We start from the raw sequence: 18,537 nt of genomic DNA, 5'->3' as shown, positions 1-18,537 counted from the left end.
CTCAAGCGGATTCGAGCATACCGGCGGCGGACTCCATGTCCACCGCCACGATGCGCGAGACGCCCTGCTCCTGCATGGTCACGCCGATCAGCTGTTCGGCCATTTCCATGGCGATCTTGTTGTGGCTGATGAACAGGAACTGGGTGCCCTTCTTGCTCATACTGGTCACCAGTCGGGCGTAGCGCTCGGTGTTGGCGTCGTCCAGCGGCGCGTCCACCTCGTCCAGCAGGCAGAACGGCGCCGGGTTGAGCTGGAAGATGGCGAACACCAGGGCAATGGCGGTCAGCGCCTTCTCGCCGCCCGAGAGCAGGTGAATGGTCTGGTTCTTCTTGCCCGGCGGCTGGGCCATCACCTGCACGCCAGCGTCCAGAATCTCTTCGCCGGTCATCACCAACCGGGCGTTGCCGCCGCCGAACAGCTCGGGGAACATGCGGCCAAAGTGCTCGTTGACGGTGTTGAAGGTGTTGCCCAGCAGGTCGCGGGTTTCGGCGTCAATCTTCTTGATCGCGTCTTCCAGCGTGTTCATCGCCTCGATCAGGTCGGCGGACTGCGCGTCGAGGAATGTCTTGCGCTCGCGCGCGGCGGTCAGTTCGTCCAGCGCGGCGAGGTTGACCGCGCCCAGGGCCTGAATCTCGCGGTGGAAGCGGTCGATCTCGGACTGCAGGCCGGTCAGGCGCACATTGCCCTCGGTGATGCTCTGCGCCACCGCGGCCAGGTCGGCCTGGGCCTCGGCCAGCAACTGGCTGTACTGCTCGACGCCCAGGCGCGCGGCCTGCTCCTTGAGCTGGAAGTCGGTGATGCGCTGGCGCAGCGGGTCGAGCTCGCGCTCCAGCTTCAGGCGGTGCTCATCGCTGGCGCGCAGCTTGGCGGTCAGGTCGTCGTACTGGCTGCGCAGCGCGCCCAGCGCCTGCTCGCGCTCCAGCTTCATGGCCAGCGCCGACTGCAGCCCGGCCTGGGCGGCTGCGTCGTCCAGACGGGCGAACTCTTCCGCAGCGCGCGCGGCTTCATCGGCCAAGGCCTTTTCCTGCGAGCCGGCGGTTTCCAGCGAGCGCTGCAACTCGCCTTGGCGCGCCTGCAGGCTGCGCAGCGTGAAGGTGGCTTCCTGCGCCTGGCGCTCCAGACCGCGCTGCTGTTCGCGCGCGTCGCTCAGCGCCCGCTCGGCAGCGATCACCTTGTCATCGAGCTGGGCGTGGCGCTCCTGGCTATCGGCCAGCTGCATGTCCAGCTCTTCAAAACGCGCTTCGGCGGTGACGCGGCGCTCCTGCAGGTCGTCGAGCTGGCCATCGACCTCAGCCAGGTCGGCGGCGATCTGCTCGCTGCGGGCGCGGGTCTGCTCGGCCAGCTGCGTCAGGCGCAGCATCTCCACCTGCAGCTCGTGGGCGCGGGTGCGGGTCTCGGCGCCTTCCCGGCGCGCCGCCACCAGGCGCTGCGAGGCGTCGGTGTAGGCCGCTTCGGCGCGCACCAGCGCGGCGCGCGCCTGCTCGGCGATCAGCACCTGGGCCTTGAGCTGCTTGTCCAGGTTTTCGATTTCCTGGGCACGGGCCAGCAGGCCGGCCTGCTCGCTGTCGGGCGCGTAGAAGCTCACGCTGTGCGCAGTGACCACATGGCCTGCCGGCACAAAGACCGCTTCGCCCGCCTGCAGCTGGCTGCGCAGTGCCATGGCCTCGTCCAGGCTCGCGGCGGTCCAGCAGCCCTGCAGCCAGTCGGCCAGCAGCGCCTTCTGCCCGGCGTCGTTCAGGCGCAGCCAGTCGGCCAATGGCTTGAGACCGGCGCGGGCCGGCGCGGGCACGTCCGCAGCGGGCGGGCTGTAAAACGCCAGTTTGGCCGGCGGCGCGTCGTTGCTGAAGGCGCGCACCATCTCCAGGCGCGAAACCTCCAGCGCGCTCAGGCGCTCGCGCAAGGCGGACTCCAGGGCGTTTTCCCAGCCGGGCTCTATATGAATACGGCTCCACAGGCCCTGCAGGCCGTCCAGCCCGTGCTTGGCCAGCCAGGGCTTGAGCTTGCCGTCGGTGCGCACCTTTTCCTGCAGCGCCTTGAGCGCTTCCTGGCGGGCCGACAGATCGGCCTGTTTCGCCGATTCCTGGTTGACCGCCAGCTGCGCCGCGCGGCGCTGTTCGTCCAGATCGGGCACGCTTTCCTGCAGCTCGTGCAGCACCGCCTCGGCGAGTTCGGCGGCCTGCTCGGCCTGCTGGAACGAGGCCTGCGACTGCGCGAGGCGGGCCTCGTCGGGCGCGGCCAGCGCGTTGCGGTCGGCCACGAGCCGCTCACGGCGCTGGTTGAGCTGCCGGCTCTGCTCTTCAATGTTGCGTTGCTCGGCGGCCAGCACCTGGATCTGCTGCTGCACCTGGGTGACACTGCCACGCTGCTCGTTGGCGGCGTTCTGCGCCGCCCGCAGCGCGTCTTCCAGCGAGGGCAGGCTGCCGGACTGCTCCTCGCCCTGCGCCGCGAGTTCGACAGAACGCTCCTCGGCGGCCACGATGTTTTCGGCCAGTTGCTCCAGCTCGACGGCGGCGTCCTGGCTGCGGGTCGACCAGGAGGCGATCTGCTCTTTCAACTGTGTCAGGCGCTGCTCGGCGCGCTGCCGGCCTTCGACCACGAAACGGATCTCGGCCTCGAGCTTGCCCACCTCGGCGCTGGCCTCGTAGAGCCTACCCTGGGCCTGGTTGACCTGATCGCCCGCGGCATAGTGCGCCTGGCGGATGGTTTCCAGCTCGCTTTCCACCCGGCGCAGGTCCGCGGTACGTGATTCCAGATCGTTCACCGCCTGGGCTGCGTCGTTCTTGACCTTGACCTGGTCGGCCTCGGCTTCGGTGCGCTTGAGGAACCACAGCTGGTGCTGCTTGAGCGTGGCGCCGGACTGCAGCCCGTGGTAGCGCGCCGCCACCTCGGCCTGCTTCTCCAGTTTGTCCAGGTTGGCGTTGAGCTCGCGCAGGATGTCCTCGACCCGGGTCAGGTTCTCGCGCGTGTCGGCCAGCCGGTTGGCGGTTTCGCGGCGGCGCTCCTTGTACTTGGACACACCGGCCGCCTCTTCCAGGAACAGGCGCAGTTCCTCGGGCTTGGATTCGATGATGCGGCTGATCGTGCCCTGGCCGATGATGGCGTAGGCACGCGGCCCCAGACCAGTGCCCAGGAACACGTCCTGCACGTCGCGGCGGCGCACCGGCTGGTTGTTGATGTAGTAGCTGCTGGTGCCGTCGCGCGTGAGCACGCGCTTGACCGCGATCTCGGTGAACTGGCCCCACTGGCCGCCCGCGCGGTGGTCGCTGTTGTCGAACACCAGCTCCACGCTGGAGCGGCTGGCCGGCTTGCGGTTGTTGGTGCCGTTGAAGATCACGTCCTGCATGGACTCGCCACGCAGCTCGGAGGCCTTGGACTCACCCAGCACCCAGCGCACCGCGTCCATGATGTTGGACTTGCCACAGCCGTTGGGACCGACCACGCCCACCAGCTGGCCCGGGAGCATGAAGTTGGTCGGTTCGGCGAAGGACTTGAAGCCGGACAGCTTGATGGAATTGAGACGCACGGATCGCCCTGGAACGTTCTGAAAAAAGGACGTCCGCCGGGCGCGGACGTGGCGGGCACGATGATACCGTGCGGGCCTGCTCGGGCACCCCGTGGCAGGCCGTCAACTGAACACCGTTCAGCCCAGCTTCTGGTACAGACTGGTGTCGCCCTGGGAGGCCCGTTCACGGGCGCGCTGCATCCACCACGAATTCACGATGTTGAAGTCGTAGCTGGTCAGCCCCTTGGCCTTGGCGGCGCGCTCGAACGCCGCGGCGTCGTACTGGCCGTCCTTGACCGCCTGCCGCTGCGCCTGCACCAATGCGGCCCAGTCGTCCACCGGCAACGGCTCGGTCGTCTGCGCCAGGCGGCCGGAACGCATGGCCTGGGCCACGTCCTTGCCCCAGACCGCGAACCGGCCCTGACTGGCCTCGAAATAGTGCATGGAATAGGCCCCCGTCAGCGTGTGGCCCGACTCGCCGCGCATGCGGGTGGTCCAGCCGTCGTTGATCTGCGCGTAACGGCTGGCGGTGAGCTTGTGTCGGGCCAGCGCCTTGGCCTCGCCCATGAACACGATGTCGTTGGAGATCTGCGCAAAGCTTGCCAGGCTGGTGCCCTGCACCGGCTCCAGCAAGGCCGCCGGAGGTTCGGTGAAGGCCGCCACCGCCTGGCCCACGGACTCATCGGCACCCTCGTCTTCCTCCTCGTCCGCAGAAGGCAATGACAGCGCCACTTTCTGCTCGCTCTGCAAGGCCTGGGCCTTGGCGTTCGCCGCGATCAGGCCCTGCAGGTTCACCACCCGCTCGTCCGAACCGGGATGCGTCCGGAACAGCGAAAAACCACCGGACGACCCGGCCATCTCCAGGAACTTGCGCTGCGCACGCACCGCACCGGCCGGGTTGTAGCCGGCGTCGACCATCCACTGAAGACCGGTCGCGTCCGCTTCGCGCTCCTGGTCGCGCGAGAACGAGCGGGTGATCACCTTGGCACCGGCTCCGCCAATGTCCTGCCCGAGCCCGCCCGTGCCCAGCTTGTAGTCGATGACCGCCCCGACCACCACGCCGAGAACGCCGAACAGCGAGTTGGTCGACTTCGTGCTCGCCAGGTGGGACTTGCCGTGGTGGGCATATTCGTGGGCCAGCACCGAGACCAGCGCATCCCGGTCGTCGCCCAGCGCATCCACCAGGCCCATGTTCAGCACGATCAACTTTTCACCTTCCACCTCGGTGGCAAAGGCGTTGACCTCGTCGCTGTCAGAGAGCAGCAGCCGGGACTCGATGCCGCTGACCTTGGCCAGCGCCTGGTGCATCGCTTCGAGTTCCCGGAAGAAGGCCTGGTCCGAGGCGTCGGTGCCCTGGGCGGCCGCCTTGCTCACGTCGATGTAGCGGTCGCTGTCGGCCCTGGCCATCAGCCCCGCCAGCGCCAGCAGGCCCACGACTCCGATTTGGGCGCCGAGCTGCACGCCGCGCCGCGGCCACCCGGCGGGCCGCTTGCGTCTGTTTTTGTAGTCCATTTTCATCACTCCCCGATAAAAGCCGCACAGTGTAGCCAGCGCAGATCCCGGTCCAGGTGGCCCTTCAGGCTGGTGCCGGTGACAGGGATAATCCCCCGCCATGAATCCCCATCTGTCCCTTCTGCAGCCCTACCCGTTCGAGCGGCTGCGCCGGCTGTTCGCGGGCGTCACGCCCAATCCCGACCTGCGCCCCATCAGCCTGGGCATTGGCGAACCGAAACACGCCACGCCCCAGATGCTCAAGGACGCGCTGGCCGCCGCGCTGGACACCGGCCTGACCGGCTACCCGGCCACCGCCGGCGAACCCGCTCTGCGCCAGGCCTGCGCCGCCTGGATGCAGCGCCGCTATGGCGTCACCGTCGACGCAGCCACCCAGGTGCTGCCGGTGAACGGTTCGCGCGAGGCCCTGTTCGCGTTTGCCCAGACCGTTCTGGACGCCTCGAAACCAGGCGCCACGCTGGCCTTTCCAAATCCGTTCTACCAAATCTACGAGGGTGCGGCCCTGCTCGGCGGCGCCCAGCCCTTCTACGTGCCCAGCGTGCCAGCGCGCAACTTCGCGGTGGACTGGGACAGCGTGCCCGACGAGGTCTGGGCACGCACGCAGCTGATCTTCGTCTGCTCGCCAGGTAACCCGACCGGCGCCGTGATGCCGCTGGACGAGTGGCAGAAGCTGTTTGAACTGAGCGACCGCCACGGCTTCGTGATCGCGTCGGACGAGTGCTACAGCGAGATCTACTTCCGTGATGAGCCGCCGCTGGGCGGGCTGGAGGCCGCAGTCAAGTTGGGCCGCCCGGACTTCAGGAACCTCATGATGTTCACCAGCCTGTCCAAGCGCAGCAACGTGCCCGGCCTGCGCAGCGGCTTCGTGGCGGGGGATGCAGCGCTCATCAAGAGCTTCCTGCTCTACCGCACCTACCACGGCGGCGCCATGAGCCCGGCCGTGCAGGCCGCCAGCGTGGCCGCCTGGGGCGACGAGGAACATGTGATCGACAACCGCCGCCAGTACCGCGAGAAGTTCGCAGCCGTCACGCCCATGCTGGCCGAGGTGCTGGACGTGGCACTGCCCGATGCGGCGTTCTACCTCTGGGCCGGCGTGCCGGCCTCGTTCGAGGGCAAGGTGGCCGGTCTGAGCGATGACGAGGCCTTCGCCCGGGAATTGCTGGCTCAATACAATGTGACCGTTTTGCCCGGCAGCTACCTGGCGCGAGCCAGTGGTGGCGCCAATCCCGGCGCCGGCCGCGTGCGCATGGCCCTGGTGGCCGAACCCGCCGAATGCCTGGAAGCCGCCGAACGCATCGTGCGCTTCTGCCGCGAACAGTCCCGCTGAACAACCCATTTCAACCCCAAAGCCGACCCGTCTCATGACCCAACAACTGCAAACCCTGATCGACAACGCCTGGGAACAGCGCGCCGACTTCTCGCCCGCTTCCGCTCCGAAAGAAGTGCTGGACGCGGTCGAGCACGTGATTGCCGAACTCAACAGCGGCAAGCTGCGCGTGGCCACCCGCGAAGGCGTGGGCCAGTGGACGGTGCACCAGTGGATCAAGAAGGCCGTGCTGCTGTCGTTCCGACTGAAGGACAACGCGGTGATGAAGGCCGGTGACTTGGCCTTCTTCGACAAGGTGCAGACCAAGTTTGCCCACCTCTCCGACGCCGAACTCAAGGCCACCGGCGTGCGCGTGGTTCCGCCGGCCGTGGCCCGCCGCGGCAGCTTCATCGCTTCGGGCGCGATCCTCATGCCCTCCTATGTGAACATCGGCGCGTATGTCGACTCGGGCACCATGGTCGACACCTGGGCCACGGTCGGTTCCTGCGCACAGATCGGCAAGAACGTGCATCTTTCCGGCGGCGTCGGCATCGGTGGCGTGCTGGAGCCGCTGCAGGCCAACCCGACCGTGATCGAGGACAACTGCTTCATCGGCGCCCGCTCCGAAGTGGTCGAGGGCGTGATCGTGGAAGAGCACTCGGTGCTCGGCATGGGCGTGTACATCGGCCAGAGCACCCCGATCTTCGACCGCGCCACCGGCGAGATCAGCTACGGCCGTGTGCCCTCGGGCTCGGTGGTGGTCAGCGGCAACCTGCCCAAGAAGGCCGCCAACGGCGCCGACTACAGCATGTACGCCGCCATCATCGTCAAGCGCGTGGATGCCCAGACGCGCTCGAAGACCAGCATCAACGACTTGCTGCGCGACTAAATGACCCACCCCCGTCGCTGCGCTCCGCCCCTCAAGGGGCAACACCTGCGGACTGGCAAAGCCAGATCCACGGTGTTCTGGGTTCAGGCACGGTCGCCGATGAGGTGTGTATTTCTGAGTTCTTTTGAGGATTTGGCATGAGCAGCGGAACGATGGAGCGCATCCTGCGCCTGATGGCCGACAAGAAGGCCTCGGACGTGTACCTGTCGGCGCATGCGCCGGCAATGATCAAGATCAACGGCCAGACGATCCCGATCAACAGCCAGGTGCTGCCGCCCGAGGCGCCGCGCAACCTGCTGTCCGAGATCGTGCCGCCGGCCCGCATCGAGGAACTGGTGGAAACCGGTGAACTCAACATGGCGGTGCCGCTGGATGGCATCGGCAACTTCCGGGTCAGTGCCATGCGCCAGCGCGGCAACTACGCGGTGGTGATCCGTTTTGTTCCGGCGGACGTGCCATCGCTGGACTCGCTGAACGTGCCCCCGATCCTCAACGAGATCGTGATGGAAAAACGCGGCCTGGTGCTGATGGTCGGCGCCACCGGCGCCGGCAAATCGACCACGCTGGCCGCCATGATCGACCACCGCAACGAGAACGCCACCGGCCACATCCTCACCATCGAGGAGCCGATCGAGTACATGTACCGCAACAAGCGTTCGGTGATCAACCAGCGGGAGGTCGGCCGGGACACCGCATCGCTGCAGATCGGCCTGAAGAATGCCCTGCGCCAGGCACCGGACGTGATCCTGATCGGCGAGATCCGCGACCGCGAGACCATGTCGGCCGCCATCGCCTATGCCCAGTCGGGCCACCTGTGCATGGCCACCCTGCACGCCAACAACAGCTACCAGGCTCTCAACCGGATCCTGAGCTTCTACCCCGTCGAGGTGCGCCCGACGATGCTGGGCGATCTGGCCGCGGCGTTGCGCGCCGTGGTGTCGCAGCGCCTGCTGCGCACCCACACTGGCGGACGGGTGCCGGCAATGGAGGTGCTGCTCAACACCGCCCTGGTGGCCGACCTCATCCAGAAAGGTGACTTCTCAGGGGTGCGCGAGGCGATGGAAAAGTCGCTGGCGGTGGGCTCGCAGAGTTTCGAGCAGGACCTCGCGCGCCTGGTGCTCGATGGTCTGGTCACGCGCAACGAGGCGCTGGTGCATGCCGATTCCCCCAACAACCTGATGTGGCGTTTGCAGAACGACTTCAACGCCTCCAAGGCCAACCAGGCTGCCACGCCGATGGACGACGACCAGAGCGACCAGGCCACCTTCACCGAGTTCACGCTCGACGTCAAATTCTGATGACCGCCACGCTGCGCCTTGCCGAAGAACTGATCGCCCGCCCCTCGGTCACCCCCGACGACGCGGGTTGCCTGGACATCATTGGGGCGCGACTGCGACCGCTGGGCTTCTCGTGCGAGCGCATGGACAGCGGACCGGACGCCTTCCGTGTCGCCAACCTGTGGGCACGCCGCGGCACCGGTCAGCACCCCACCCTCGTCTGGGCGGGCCACACCGACGTGGTGCCGACCGGCCCGCTCGGCGCCTGGACCAGCGACCCCTTCGTGCCCAGCCACCGCGACGGCAAGTTGTTCGGACGCGGCGCGAGCGACATGAAAACCTCGCTGGCGGCGATGGTCGTGGCCTGCGAACAGTTCCTCGCCGTCACCCCACAACCGGCCATTGACATCGCCTTCCTGCTCACGAGCGACGAAGAAGGCCCGGCCAATGACGGTACCGTGGTGGTCTGCAAAGAACTGCAGCGCCGCGGCGAGCGCCTGGACTGGTGCATCGTGGGCGAGCCGACCTCGGTCCAGCGCACCGGCGACATGATCAAGAACGGTCGCCGCGGCACCATGAGCGGCAAGCTCACGGTAAAGGGCATCCAGGGCCACATCGCCTACCCGCAGCTGGCGAAGAACCCGATCCACATGGCCGCGCCCGCGCTGGCTGAGCTGGCGGCCACGGTCTGGGACCAAGGCAACGCCTTCTTCCCGCCGACCAGCTGGCAGGTCAGCAACATCCACGGCGGCACCGGCGCCAGCAATGTGATTCCCGGCACCGTGGTCATCGACTTCAACTTCCGCTTCTCCACCGAGTCCACACCCGAAAGCCTGCAAGGCCGTGTGGCCGAGGTGCTGGCGCGCCATGGTCTGCAGCCGGACACCGGCTACGACCTGGCCTGGACCGTGGGCGGCCTGCCCTTCCTCACCACGCCGGGCACCCTGGTCGATGCCGTGCGCGTCGCCATCCAGGACACCACCGGTATCGTCACCGAGCTCTCCACCACCGGCGGTACCAGCGACGGGCGCTTCATCGCACAGATCTGCCCGCAAGTGATCGAACTCGGTCCGCCCAACGCCACCATCCACAAGGTCGACGAATGCGTGGCGGTGGCCGACATCGAGCCGCTCACGGCCATCTACCGCGGCGTGCTCGAACGCCTGAACCACAGCGCGGCGCTGGCCGGCTGAACACCATGACTCTGCAGGAACTGCTGGACCGGTCCCAGGACCGGCTGGAGGCCGCTGGCCTCGTCTACGGACACGGCACCACCAACGCGCACGACGAAGCGGCCTGGCTGGTGCTCTGGTCGCTGGGCATGCCGCTGGACAGCGACCTGGACGCCATCGGCAGCCAGGTGCTGCAGACAGTCCAGGTCAGCGAGGCCGAGGCCCTGATCGGGCGCCGCATCGAAACCCGCCAGCCCGCCGCCTACCTCACGCGCGAAGCCTGGCTGCAGGGTGTGCCCTTTTACGTCGACGAACGCGCCATCGTGCCGCGCAGCTTCATCGCCGAACTCATCGCCGACGGCGGCTTCGACGCCTGGCTCGGCGAGGACACGCTGCAGGTGCTCGACCTGTGCACCGGCAACGGCAGCCTGGCCGTGCTCGCAGCCATGGCCTGGCCCGATGTGCAGGTGACCGGCGCCGACCTCTCGCCCGACGCACTGGCGGTGGCGCGCATCAACGTCGACCGCCACCGGCTGCAGGACCGCATCACACTGATCGAATCCGACGGACTCGCCGCCTGCCCGGGCCCCTGGGACCTGGTGCTGTGCAACCCGCCCTACGTCAACGCCGACAGCATGTCCACCCTGCCGCCGGAGTTCCGTGCCGAGCCCGGGCTGGCGCTGGCCGGTGGTGCTGACGGCATGGACTTCGTGCGCGCGCTGCTGCGCGATCTGCCCTCGCGCCTGTCTCCCCATGGCGTCCTGGTGCTCGAAATCGGCCACGAACGCACCCACTTTGAAGCCGCCTTTCCCCAGCTTGAAGTGGTCTGGCTCACCACCAGCGCCGGTGACGACCAAGTGCTGCTGCTGACCGCCGAGGCGCTGCGCGCGCACACGGCCACCCCATCCGTTTCCCCATGATCACCCTGAAAAACCTGGTCCTTCGTCGCGGCACGAAGGTCCTGCTCGACGGCGCCTCTTGCACCATCAATCCCGGCGAAAAGGTCGGCCTCGTGGGCCGCAATGGCGCAGGCAAGTCCAGCCTGTTCCGCCTGCTGGACGGCATGCTGCACGAAGACAAGGGCGACTTCAGTGTGCCCAGCCACTGGCGCATGGCCCAGGTGGCGCAGGACATGCCCGAGACCGACATGCCGGCCACGCAGTTCGTCATCGAAGGCGACGTGACCCTGCTGGCCGCCCAGCAGGAAGTGACCGCGGCCGAGGCCAGCGACGACGGCGAGCGCATGGCCCACGCCTACATGGCGCTGCACGATGCCGGCGCACACGATGCCTCGGCGCGCGCGCAGTCCCTGATCCTGGGCCTGGGTTTCCGCACCGATGAACTGGAACGACCGGTCAACAGCTTCTCCGGCGGCTGGCGCATGCGCCTTCAGCTGGCACGTGCACTGATGTGCCCGAGCGAGCTGCTGCTGCTCGACGAACCGACCAACCACCTGGACCTGGACGCCCTGGTCTGGCTCGAAGACTGGCTAAAGCGCTACCAGGGCACGCTGCTGGTGATCTCCCACGACCGGGAGTTCCTTGACGCGGTCACCGACGTCACGGTGCACATCGAACGTGCGCTGCTCACCCGCTACGGCGGCAACTACAGCCGCTTCGAGGACATGCGTGCCGAGCAGATGGCGCTGCAAGCCACGGCCTACGCGCGCCAGCAGGAAAAGATGGCCCACCTGCAGAAATTCATCGACCGCTTCAAGGCCAAGGCCAGCAAGGCCAAGCAGGCGCAGAGCCGGGTCAAGGCCCTGGAGCGCATGGAGAAGATCGGTCCGGTGCTGGCCGAGGCGGAGTTCAACTTCGAGTTCGCCGAGCCGCAGAACCTGCCCAACCCGATGCTGGCCATGCACGACGTGAGCTTCGGCTACCCGCCGGCCGTGGACGGTGGCGACCCGATCACCATCGTGCGCGGCGTCAGCAAGTCGGTGTTGGCGGGCCAGCGCATCGGCATCCTGGGTGCCAACGGCCAGGGCAAGTCCACCGTGGTCAAGACCATTGCGCGCGACCTGGCCGCCATCAGCGGCGAGATCATCGAAGGCAAGGGCCTGAACATCGGCTACTTCGCCCAGCAGGAACTGGACGTTCTGCGCCCCGCCGACACGCCGCTGGAGCACATGATCCGCCTGGTCAAGGACTGCACCGCGCAAGGCCGCCTGAGCGGCCAAGCCACGCGCGAGCAGGACCTGCGCAGCTTCCTGGGCGGGTTCAACTTCAGCGGTGACATGGTCAAGCAGGCCGTCGGCAGCATGAGCGGCGGGGAGAAGGCGCGCCTGGTGCTGTGCATGATCGTCTGGCAGCGCCCCAACCTGCTGTTGTTGGACGAACCCACCAACCACCTGGACCTGGCCACTCGCGAGGCGCTGTCGGTGGCGCTCAATGAGTTTGAAGGCACAGTGATGCTGGTCTCGCACGACCGGGCGTTGCTGCGCGCCGTGTGTGACGAGTTCTGGCTGGTCTCCCGCGGCGGCATCGCCCCGTTCGATGGCGACCTGGACGACTACCAGCGCTACCTGCTGGATGTGGCCAAACAGGCGCGCGAGACACGCCGGCAGGAGGCGCGTGCCGAGACGACCGCGCCGGCCACCGCTGTGGCGCCAGCACCCGCCCCGGCTGTGGCCGCCGCACCGGCGCCCAGCAGCGCCGAACAGCGCAAACTGGACGCACAGAAGCGCCAGCAACTGGCCGAGCGCCTGCGACCGCTAAAGAAGTCGCTGGAACAGGCAGAGAAACGTCTTGCCGCGCTGACTCAGGACAAACAACGGCTGGAGGACACCCTGAGCCAGCCCGCCGCGCCCGCAACCCTGGCCGACGCCGGTCGTCAGCTCAAGGCGGTGAACGACGAGATCGAGAAGGTCGAGGCCCGGTGGCTGGAACTGACCGAAGCGATTGAAGCAGCGGGCACTGTCGCCTGAACGCCGCCGCAGAATGACATCCTGCACGCCGCGAAGAGGGCCAGCGTGCAAAGGCGGCGCTATCAAAAGAATGGCGCTACAGTGACCGCCACCCAGAGGCCTGTCTCTGCGTTCTGAAAGGAGCCTTCCGCATGATGTCCATTCTCGGCACCCTGTTCATCGGCCTGATCGCTGGCCTCGTCGCACGCATGCTCAAGCCCGGCGATGACAGCATGGGCTGGATCATGACGTCCCTGCTCGGCGTCGCCGGGTCGTTCCTGGCCAGTTACGCCGGCGCTGCCCTGGGGCTCTACGCGCCGGGCCAGCCGGCGGGTTTCATCGCTTCCGTCGTGGGCGCCATCGTGCTGCTGATGGTCTACGGCCTGCTCAAGAAAAAGGCCTGAACCCGGGCATCGGGTCGACCGCAAAAGGCCGCCGTAGAGCCTTCGCTCCTGCGGCCGACCGTGGTCATTGCACCCGGAACACCTGCACCGTGCGGGTGAGCACGGCGGCCTGGTCCTTGAGACTCTGTGCCGCAGCCGCGCTCTCTTCCACCAACGCCGCGTTCTGCTGCGTCATCTGGTCCAGCTGCGTGACCGCCACGTTCACTTGGCCGATGCCATCGCTCTGTTCGCCCGCGGCCGCGCTGATCTCGCCGACGATGTCGGTCACGCGGCGGATCGAACCAACCACCTCGCCCATGGTCTGACCCGCATCGCCCACCAGGCGGCTGCCGGTCTCGACCTTGTCCACGCTGGCGCTGATCAGGCCTTTGATTTCCTTGGCCGCCTCGGCGCTGCGTTGCGCCAGGTTGCGCACCTCGGCCGCCACCACGGCAAAGCCGCGGCCCTGCTCGCCTGCCCGCGCCGCCTCGACGGCCGCGTTGAGCGCCAGGATGTTGGTCTGGAAGGCGATGCCGTCGATCACGCCGATGATGTCGTTGATCTTCTGGCTGCTCTGGTGGATCTCCTGCATGGTGTGCACCACCTGGTCCACCACCTGACCGCCGCGCACGGCGATCTCCGAGGCGCTGGCGGCCAGCTGGTTGGCCTGGCGCGCCGCGTCGGCGCTGTTGCGCACGGTGCTGGTCAGTTGCTCCATGGAGGCCGCGGTCTGCTGCAGGTTGCTGGCCGCCTGCTCGGTTCGGTTGGAGAGATCCTGGTTGCCCGAGGCGATCTCTGCGCTGGCCGTGTCAATGCTGTCGCTGGCTTGGCGCACCTGCTTCACCGCCGCCTGCAGCGATGCCTGCATCGACTGCAATGAGGCCAACATGGCGGCGGTCTCGTCGCGCCCATGGTTGTCCACATGGCGGGTCAGATCGCCTTGCGCAATGGCGCTGGCCAGTTCGCGCGCCCGATCCAGAGGAGTGCAGATGCTGCGCATGTTGAGCCAGACAAACGGTACCAGCAGCGCCGCCACGGCCACCAGAACCCCCAGGCTGATCATCATGGCCTGCTGGACGCCCTGCTCTCGCGCCGTGCGCGCCTCTGCGGCATCCTCATCCAGCACCTTCGCCAGCCCGAGCAGCGAAGCCTCCATCAAGCGCATCTGCTCCTTGGCCTGCCCCAGCATCTTGTCGGCAGTGGTGCCGTTGTCGTAGGCACCGTCCTCCACCTGCAATACGATCTGTTTGGTCGCCTTCTCGTATGCCTCCAGCCTGCTCACTGATTCATTGAGGAGGGGCATCTCTTTCTCGCTGGCGCTGCCCAGCAGGTCACCCAGCTGTTTCTGCACCCCCGCTATGGCGGCAGTCCAGCGATCCCTGTGCTGGTTGAGCGTGATGCGGTCGTCGTAGTAGATGACCATGTCCTTCTCGGCCCGGTTGATGTCCCCGACCTTCCGGTTGATCTCACTGAGTTGGTGGGACAGATGCAGCGAGCGATTGATGAACTCGTCGGTGCGCTGGTTTTGCTGCTGCAAGGAGAACACCCCGGCAGCCGCCACCACGCACACCAAGGTCAGCGCGATCACCAGCAGGGCGATCATGCGCGTGCGGATTCGCCATTGGCGCAAGGCTTTGATGATCAGTTCCACGTAGCGCCCCCGTTTCGATTCAATGTCTGCCCGACCAGAAGCTGGAGACCTGCCTGAGGACCAGCCCCCTCCTGTCCCACGCTGACCATGGCTCCACGGGGTGGAGTCGTCCGGAAACAAAGCGATGAGTCCCACGAATATCGGACATTGCGGTACAGACTGAAGGCCGAATGAGCGCCGCAAAACACAGCCAGACCCTTCAACGCAGGTGTGCGACCGGCAGACAAGCACCGCCCGGAGCACCCTATACTGAACCGCTCGTTCCGCATTCGAACCACGTCACACCTCGGCTGCGGATAGGCATCGTGAAGCGTTGTTCAACAACTGGGGAGAGGGCCTGTGCACTGTTGAGGTGCTCGGACCTGTGCGATGCATGACCTGCTGTGCGTGGAATGCCGCCCCCAACACCTTCGAGAGCGCATGTTGACGTCGAAGTCCGATGGGTTTGACCTGGCACTGCTTTCACGGAGCAGATCTGTGCTTCCGCCTTGGTCTGCGAGTCGAGCTCGCGTGCACGCGATGCGCTGTGGCTTCATCGCCCTGTCTCTGTTTGCCGCGGTGGTCGCGGGCGCTGCGCAGGCGGCACCTCGGGTGGTCCGCGTGGGCATTTACGAGAACCCGCCCAAGCTGCAGGCGGGGGAGCAAGGGCAGCCCAGTGGCATTCTGGGCGACCTGCTGACCGAAATGGCCCGGCTGAAGCGTTGGAAACTGGAACCGGTGCCGTGCGATTGGGACCGGTGTCTGCGACTTCTGGAAGATGGCCAGATCGACCTGATGCCGGACGTGGCCTACAACGACACGCGCGCGCAGCGCTTTGATTTCCACAACGTCCCTGCTCTGCCCAGCTGGTCGCAGGTGTACCGGCGACCAGGCGCGGAGCTGCAGTCGGTGCTCGACCTGGAGGGCAAGCGCGTGGTGGTGCTGGAAGGGTCGGTTCAGCAGGAGCATCTGGCGGGCCTGCTCAACAGCTTCGGGCTGCGCGCCGAACTGGTGCCGGTGAAGTCGTTTGACCAGGCCTTCAGCATGGTGGCCACGGGCTGGGCCGATGCGGTGGCCGCCAACCGCTACTCAGGCGATGCGGCCGCCAGTCGCTACGGGCTGACCGCATCCAGCCTGGTGTTCCTGCCCAGCAAGCTGTACTTCGCCACCGACAAAGGCAGCAACGCCGACCTGCTGGCCGACATCGACGCCCTGCTGGACGTCTGGCAGAACGATGCCAACTCGTTCTACTTCCAGACGCTGGCGCGGTGGGGGCACCAGACCACAGGGCCCCGCGTGCCACAGGCCTTCTGGTGGGGCCTGGCCGTGGTGCTGGGCCTGCTGGTGCTGGCGCTGGGCTTCCTGGCCCTGCTGCGCAGCGAAGTGGCGCGACAGACGCTGGCCCTGCGCGATAGCGAGCAACGGTTCCGCAACCTGGCCGAGAACTCCGCCGACTGGATCTGGGAGCACGACCTGCTCGGCCGCCACACCTACAGCAATCCGGGGGTCACGGCGATCCTGGGCTATCGGGTCGAGGCGTTTCTGGCGACCGACGCGGCGACCCTGGTTCATCCTGATGACCTCGCCCTGTTCGAGGACACCCATCAGAAGTCGCGTGCGCGCCGGATCGGCTGGCGCAACATCGTCATTCGCTGGCGCCACCAGGACGGCAGCTACCGGGTGCTGGAATCCAATGCACAACCGGTCCTGGACGCCAAGGGTGAGCTGCAGGGGTTCCAGGGAGTCGACCGAGACATCACCGCGCGCGTACAGGCCGAACAGGAGCGCCAGCGACTGGCTGCGATTCTGGAGGCCACCAGCGACCTCGTCGGCATGGCCGACCCTGAAGGCCATCTCACCTATCTGAACGTGGCTGGGCGTGCACTGCTGGGCCTCGGTCCGGAAGCGCCCTTGCCGAAAACGATCGCGAATGTCCATCCACGGTGGGCCAGCGACATCATCCTGGGTAAGGGCCTGCAGATGGCCGTGCGCGACGGCCGATGGTCGGGCGAGACTGCGGTTCTGGGACCGGACGGCAGGGAGATTCCGGTTTCGCAGCTCATCCTCAGCCACAAGGACCCACAGGGAAAGCTGCTGTTCCTATCCACCATCATGCGAGACGTCCGCGCCAGCCGAGAGGCCGAGTTGGCGGTGCGCGAGAGCGAGGAGCGACTGCGTCTGGCGCTGGCCGCCGCCTGCCAGGGCCTGTACGACCTGGACCTGACCACAGGCGTTGCCAAGGTGAGTCCCGAGTACGCCACCATGCTGGGCTACGACCCGGCCACCTTTCAGGAAAGCAGCGCCTCCTGGCGTGACCGAATGCACCCGGACGACCGGCCCACAACCCTCCGGGTCTTCGAAGACTACTTGGCAGGCCGGCTGCAGGAGTACCGGGTCGAGTTCCGCCAGCAAACACGCGAGGGGGGCTGGAAGTGGATTCTCTCGCTGGGCAGGATTCAGGCGCGCGCTGCCGATGGCCGCCCGCTGCGCATGCTGGGCACACACACCGATATCGACGCGATCAAGTCGGCAGAGGCCGCATTGCGCGAACTCAATACCACCCTGGAGGTCCGTGTTGCCGAGCGCACCGCCGAGCTGACTGCGGCTAACCAGGAACTGGAGTCGTTTGCCTACGCGGTATCGCACGATCTGCGGGCGCCACTGAGAGCGATGAGCGGCTTCTCCAGCGCGCTGCAGGAAGACCATTCGGCCTCCCTCTCCAGCGAGGCCAAGACCTATCTGGAGCAGATCGTCCTGGCTGGTCGAAAGATGACCGATCTGGTCGAAGGTTTGCTGACGCTCGCTCGCAGCACGCGTGGCGACCTGCGGATGGACCGAGTCGACGTGTCTGCGTTGGCGCAGCAACACCTGGCCGACTTGGCGGCGGCAGAACCAGCTCGCCGTGTGTCGGTCGAGGTCGACCAAGGCCTGACGGTGCAGGGTGACGAGCGCATGATCTCCAGCGTGCTGGATAACCTGCTCGACAACGCATGGAAGTACACGGGCACAACGGCGCAGCCAGAGATCCGGGTACAGGCCTGTGCCGCCGATGGCTTGAGCGGCTTCTGCGTCTCGGACAATGGCGCAGGTTTCGACATGGCCCACGCCGCCCGCCTGTTCAAGGCCTTTCAACGCCTGCACCGCCAGGACGAGTTCCCAGGCATTGGGATCGGTCTGGCCACGGTTCAGCGAATCGTGCAGCGCCATGGTGGCCAGATCCGGGCGCAGGGCGTGCCTGGCCAGGGTGCAAGGTTTTCGGTGCTGTTGCCGAACAAGCCAGATCAACGAGAACAGGAGTCCACGACGTGAACACCAAAACCATACTGCTGGTCGAAGACAACCTGCAGGACGAGATGCTCACCCTGCGCGCACTGAAAAAAGCCCATCTTGCCAACCGCATCGATGTGGCTCGCGACGGCCAGCAAGCACTGGACTACCTGTTTCGCACCGGTGAGTTCGCCGACCGCGATGGCCCCGATCTGCCCACGGTGGTGCTGCTGGACATCAGCTTGCCGCGGCTGTCGGGCCTGGAGGTGCTTGAACGCCTGCGAGCGGATCCCCGCACCGAGATGCTCCCCGTGGTGATCCTCACTTCATCCGACGAACAGAAGGACCGTTTGAAGAGCTACGAGAGCGGCTGCAACAGCTTCGTACAGAAACCAGTGGACTTCACCGCCTTCGCCGAAACCGTGGCCCGCCTGGGCGTCTACTGGCTCGCCACCAATGAACCGCCACCGGATCGGTCCATGCAGAGGTGAACAAGGCGCTGCAACTGAAAGACCTGTTTCGCTGCTGGGTGACCTTGCTGCCCATCTATTGCCGGTATTCTGGAAATGCTCCGGTCACGAAGCCACAAACAAAAAAGCCCGCCACGTTTTGTAGCAGGCTTTCTCGTCCCACGAGGGGATTTTGGTAGGACGTGGCAGGCTCGAACTGCCGACCAACGGATTAAAAGTCCGAT

12 protein-coding genes are annotated in these 18,537 nt (G+C 66.5%); 9 read left to right on the top strand and 3 right to left on the bottom strand.

Annotation, left to right across the window (positions count from 1 at the left end):
- Nucleotide 1: 1 nt before the first annotated feature.
- On the bottom strand, nt 2-3,523 hold the full coding sequence (gene smc / locus ACFOPI_RS21180) for a chromosome segregation protein SMC (RefSeq protein ID WP_382178417.1): 3,522 nt from the start codon (nt 3,521-3,523) through the stop codon (nt 2-4).
- A 117-nt stretch (nt 3,524-3,640) separates the two neighbouring features.
- Nucleotides 3,641-5,014 carry a M48 family metalloprotease gene (locus ACFOPI_RS21175; protein WP_382178414.1) on the bottom strand — a complete coding sequence of 458 codons (1,374 nt, stop codon included), beginning with the start codon at nt 5,012-5,014 and terminating at the stop codon, nt 3,641-3,643.
- 100 nt (nt 5,015-5,114) lie between these two features.
- On the opposite strand from ACFOPI_RS21175, the gene dapC reads away from it, so the two are divergent.
- From dapC to ACFOPI_RS21140, 7 genes are all read left to right on the top strand, one after another.
- Complete coding sequence (gene dapC / locus ACFOPI_RS21170; protein WP_382178412.1) at nt 5,115-6,341, top strand: succinyldiaminopimelate transaminase; 1,227 nt, start codon at nt 5,115-5,117, stop codon at nt 6,339-6,341.
- Between the two features lie 34 nt (nt 6,342-6,375).
- Nucleotides 6,376-7,209, top strand: a complete 834-nt coding sequence (gene dapD, locus ACFOPI_RS21165; RefSeq protein WP_382178409.1) for a 2,3,4,5-tetrahydropyridine-2,6-dicarboxylate N-succinyltransferase — start codon at nt 6,376-6,378, stop codon at nt 7,207-7,209.
- A 137-nt stretch (nt 7,210-7,346) separates the two neighbouring features.
- A complete protein-coding gene (locus tag ACFOPI_RS21160) occupies nt 7,347-8,507 on the top strand; it encodes a PilT/PilU family type 4a pilus ATPase (protein WP_382178406.1) in 1,161 nt (386 codons plus the stop codon).
- On the top strand, nt 8,507-9,679 hold the full coding sequence (gene dapE / locus ACFOPI_RS21155) for a succinyl-diaminopimelate desuccinylase (protein WP_382178403.1): 1,173 nt from the start codon (nt 8,507-8,509) through the stop codon (nt 9,677-9,679). The genes ACFOPI_RS21160 and dapE overlap by 1 nt, the downstream gene beginning before the upstream one ends.
- A gap of 5 nt (nt 9,680-9,684) precedes the next feature.
- Complete coding sequence (gene prmB / locus ACFOPI_RS21150) at nt 9,685-10,578, top strand: 50S ribosomal protein L3 N(5)-glutamine methyltransferase (protein WP_382178401.1); 894 nt, start codon at nt 9,685-9,687, stop codon at nt 10,576-10,578.
- Nucleotides 10,575-12,584: an ABC-F family ATP-binding cassette domain-containing protein gene (locus tag ACFOPI_RS21145; protein ID WP_382178398.1), complete on the top strand. Its 2,010-nt coding sequence runs from the start codon at nt 10,575-10,577 to the stop codon at nt 12,582-12,584. The genes prmB and ACFOPI_RS21145 overlap by 4 nt, the downstream gene beginning before the upstream one ends.
- Nucleotides 12,585-12,715: 131 nt before the next feature.
- Nucleotides 12,716-12,967 (top strand): GlsB/YeaQ/YmgE family stress response membrane protein, encoded by a 252-nt coding sequence (locus tag ACFOPI_RS21140; protein ID WP_382178395.1) that lies wholly within the window; start codon nt 12,716-12,718, stop codon nt 12,965-12,967.
- 64 nt (nt 12,968-13,031) lie between these two features.
- On the opposite strand, the gene ACFOPI_RS21135 is transcribed toward ACFOPI_RS21140, so the two are convergent.
- Nucleotides 13,032-14,597, bottom strand: a complete 1,566-nt coding sequence (locus ACFOPI_RS21135; protein ID WP_382178392.1) for a methyl-accepting chemotaxis protein — start codon at nt 14,595-14,597, stop codon at nt 13,032-13,034.
- Between the two features lie 519 nt (nt 14,598-15,116).
- Here ACFOPI_RS21135 and ACFOPI_RS21130 point away from each other — a divergent pair.
- Both ACFOPI_RS21130 and ACFOPI_RS21125 read left to right on the top strand, forming a co-directional pair.
- Nucleotides 15,117-17,885, top strand: coding sequence for a PAS domain S-box protein (locus ACFOPI_RS21130; RefSeq protein WP_382178778.1), 2,769 nt, complete (start codon nt 15,117-15,119; stop codon nt 17,883-17,885).
- On the top strand, nt 17,882-18,334 hold the full coding sequence (locus ACFOPI_RS21125; RefSeq protein WP_382178389.1) for a response regulator: 453 nt from the start codon (nt 17,882-17,884) through the stop codon (nt 18,332-18,334). The genes ACFOPI_RS21130 and ACFOPI_RS21125 overlap by 4 nt, the downstream gene beginning before the upstream one ends.
- The last annotated feature ends 203 nt before the right edge of the window (nt 18,335-18,537 follow it).

The sequence above is a fragment of the Hydrogenophaga luteola genome (assembly GCF_042648585.1).
Lineage (GTDB): Bacteria > Pseudomonadota > Gammaproteobacteria > Burkholderiales > Burkholderiaceae_C > Hydrogenophaga > Hydrogenophaga luteola.
This window is presented reverse-complemented; position numbering and strand designations above follow the sequence as displayed.

Bases quoted from the DNA above. Each gene is read 5' to 3' on its own strand.
- ACFOPI_RS21140 (WP_382178395.1), top strand. From the start codon at position 12,716: ATGATGTCCATTCTCGGCACCCTGTTCATCGGCCTGATCGCTGGCCTC.
- ACFOPI_RS21160 (WP_382178406.1), top strand. From the start codon at position 7,347: ATGAGCAGCGGAACGATGGAGCGCATCCTGCGCCTGATGGCCGACAAG.
- dapD (WP_382178409.1), top strand. From the start codon at position 6,376: ATGACCCAACAACTGCAAACCCTGATCGACAACGCCTGGGAACAGCGC.
- dapC (WP_382178412.1), top strand. From the start codon at position 5,115: ATGAATCCCCATCTGTCCCTTCTGCAGCCCTACCCGTTCGAGCGGCTG.
- ACFOPI_RS21130 (WP_382178778.1), top strand. From the start codon at position 15,117: ATGCGCTGTGGCTTCATCGCCCTGTCTCTGTTTGCCGCGGTGGTCGCG.
- ACFOPI_RS21145 (WP_382178398.1), top strand. From the start codon at position 10,575: ATGATCACCCTGAAAAACCTGGTCCTTCGTCGCGGCACGAAGGTCCTG.
- prmB (WP_382178401.1), top strand. From the start codon at position 9,685: ATGACTCTGCAGGAACTGCTGGACCGGTCCCAGGACCGGCTGGAGGCC.
- ACFOPI_RS21175 (WP_382178414.1), bottom strand. From the start codon at position 5,014: ATGGACTACAAAAACAGACGCAAGCGGCCCGCCGGGTGGCCGCGGCGC.
- dapE (WP_382178403.1), top strand. From the start codon at position 8,507: ATGACCGCCACGCTGCGCCTTGCCGAAGAACTGATCGCCCGCCCCTCG.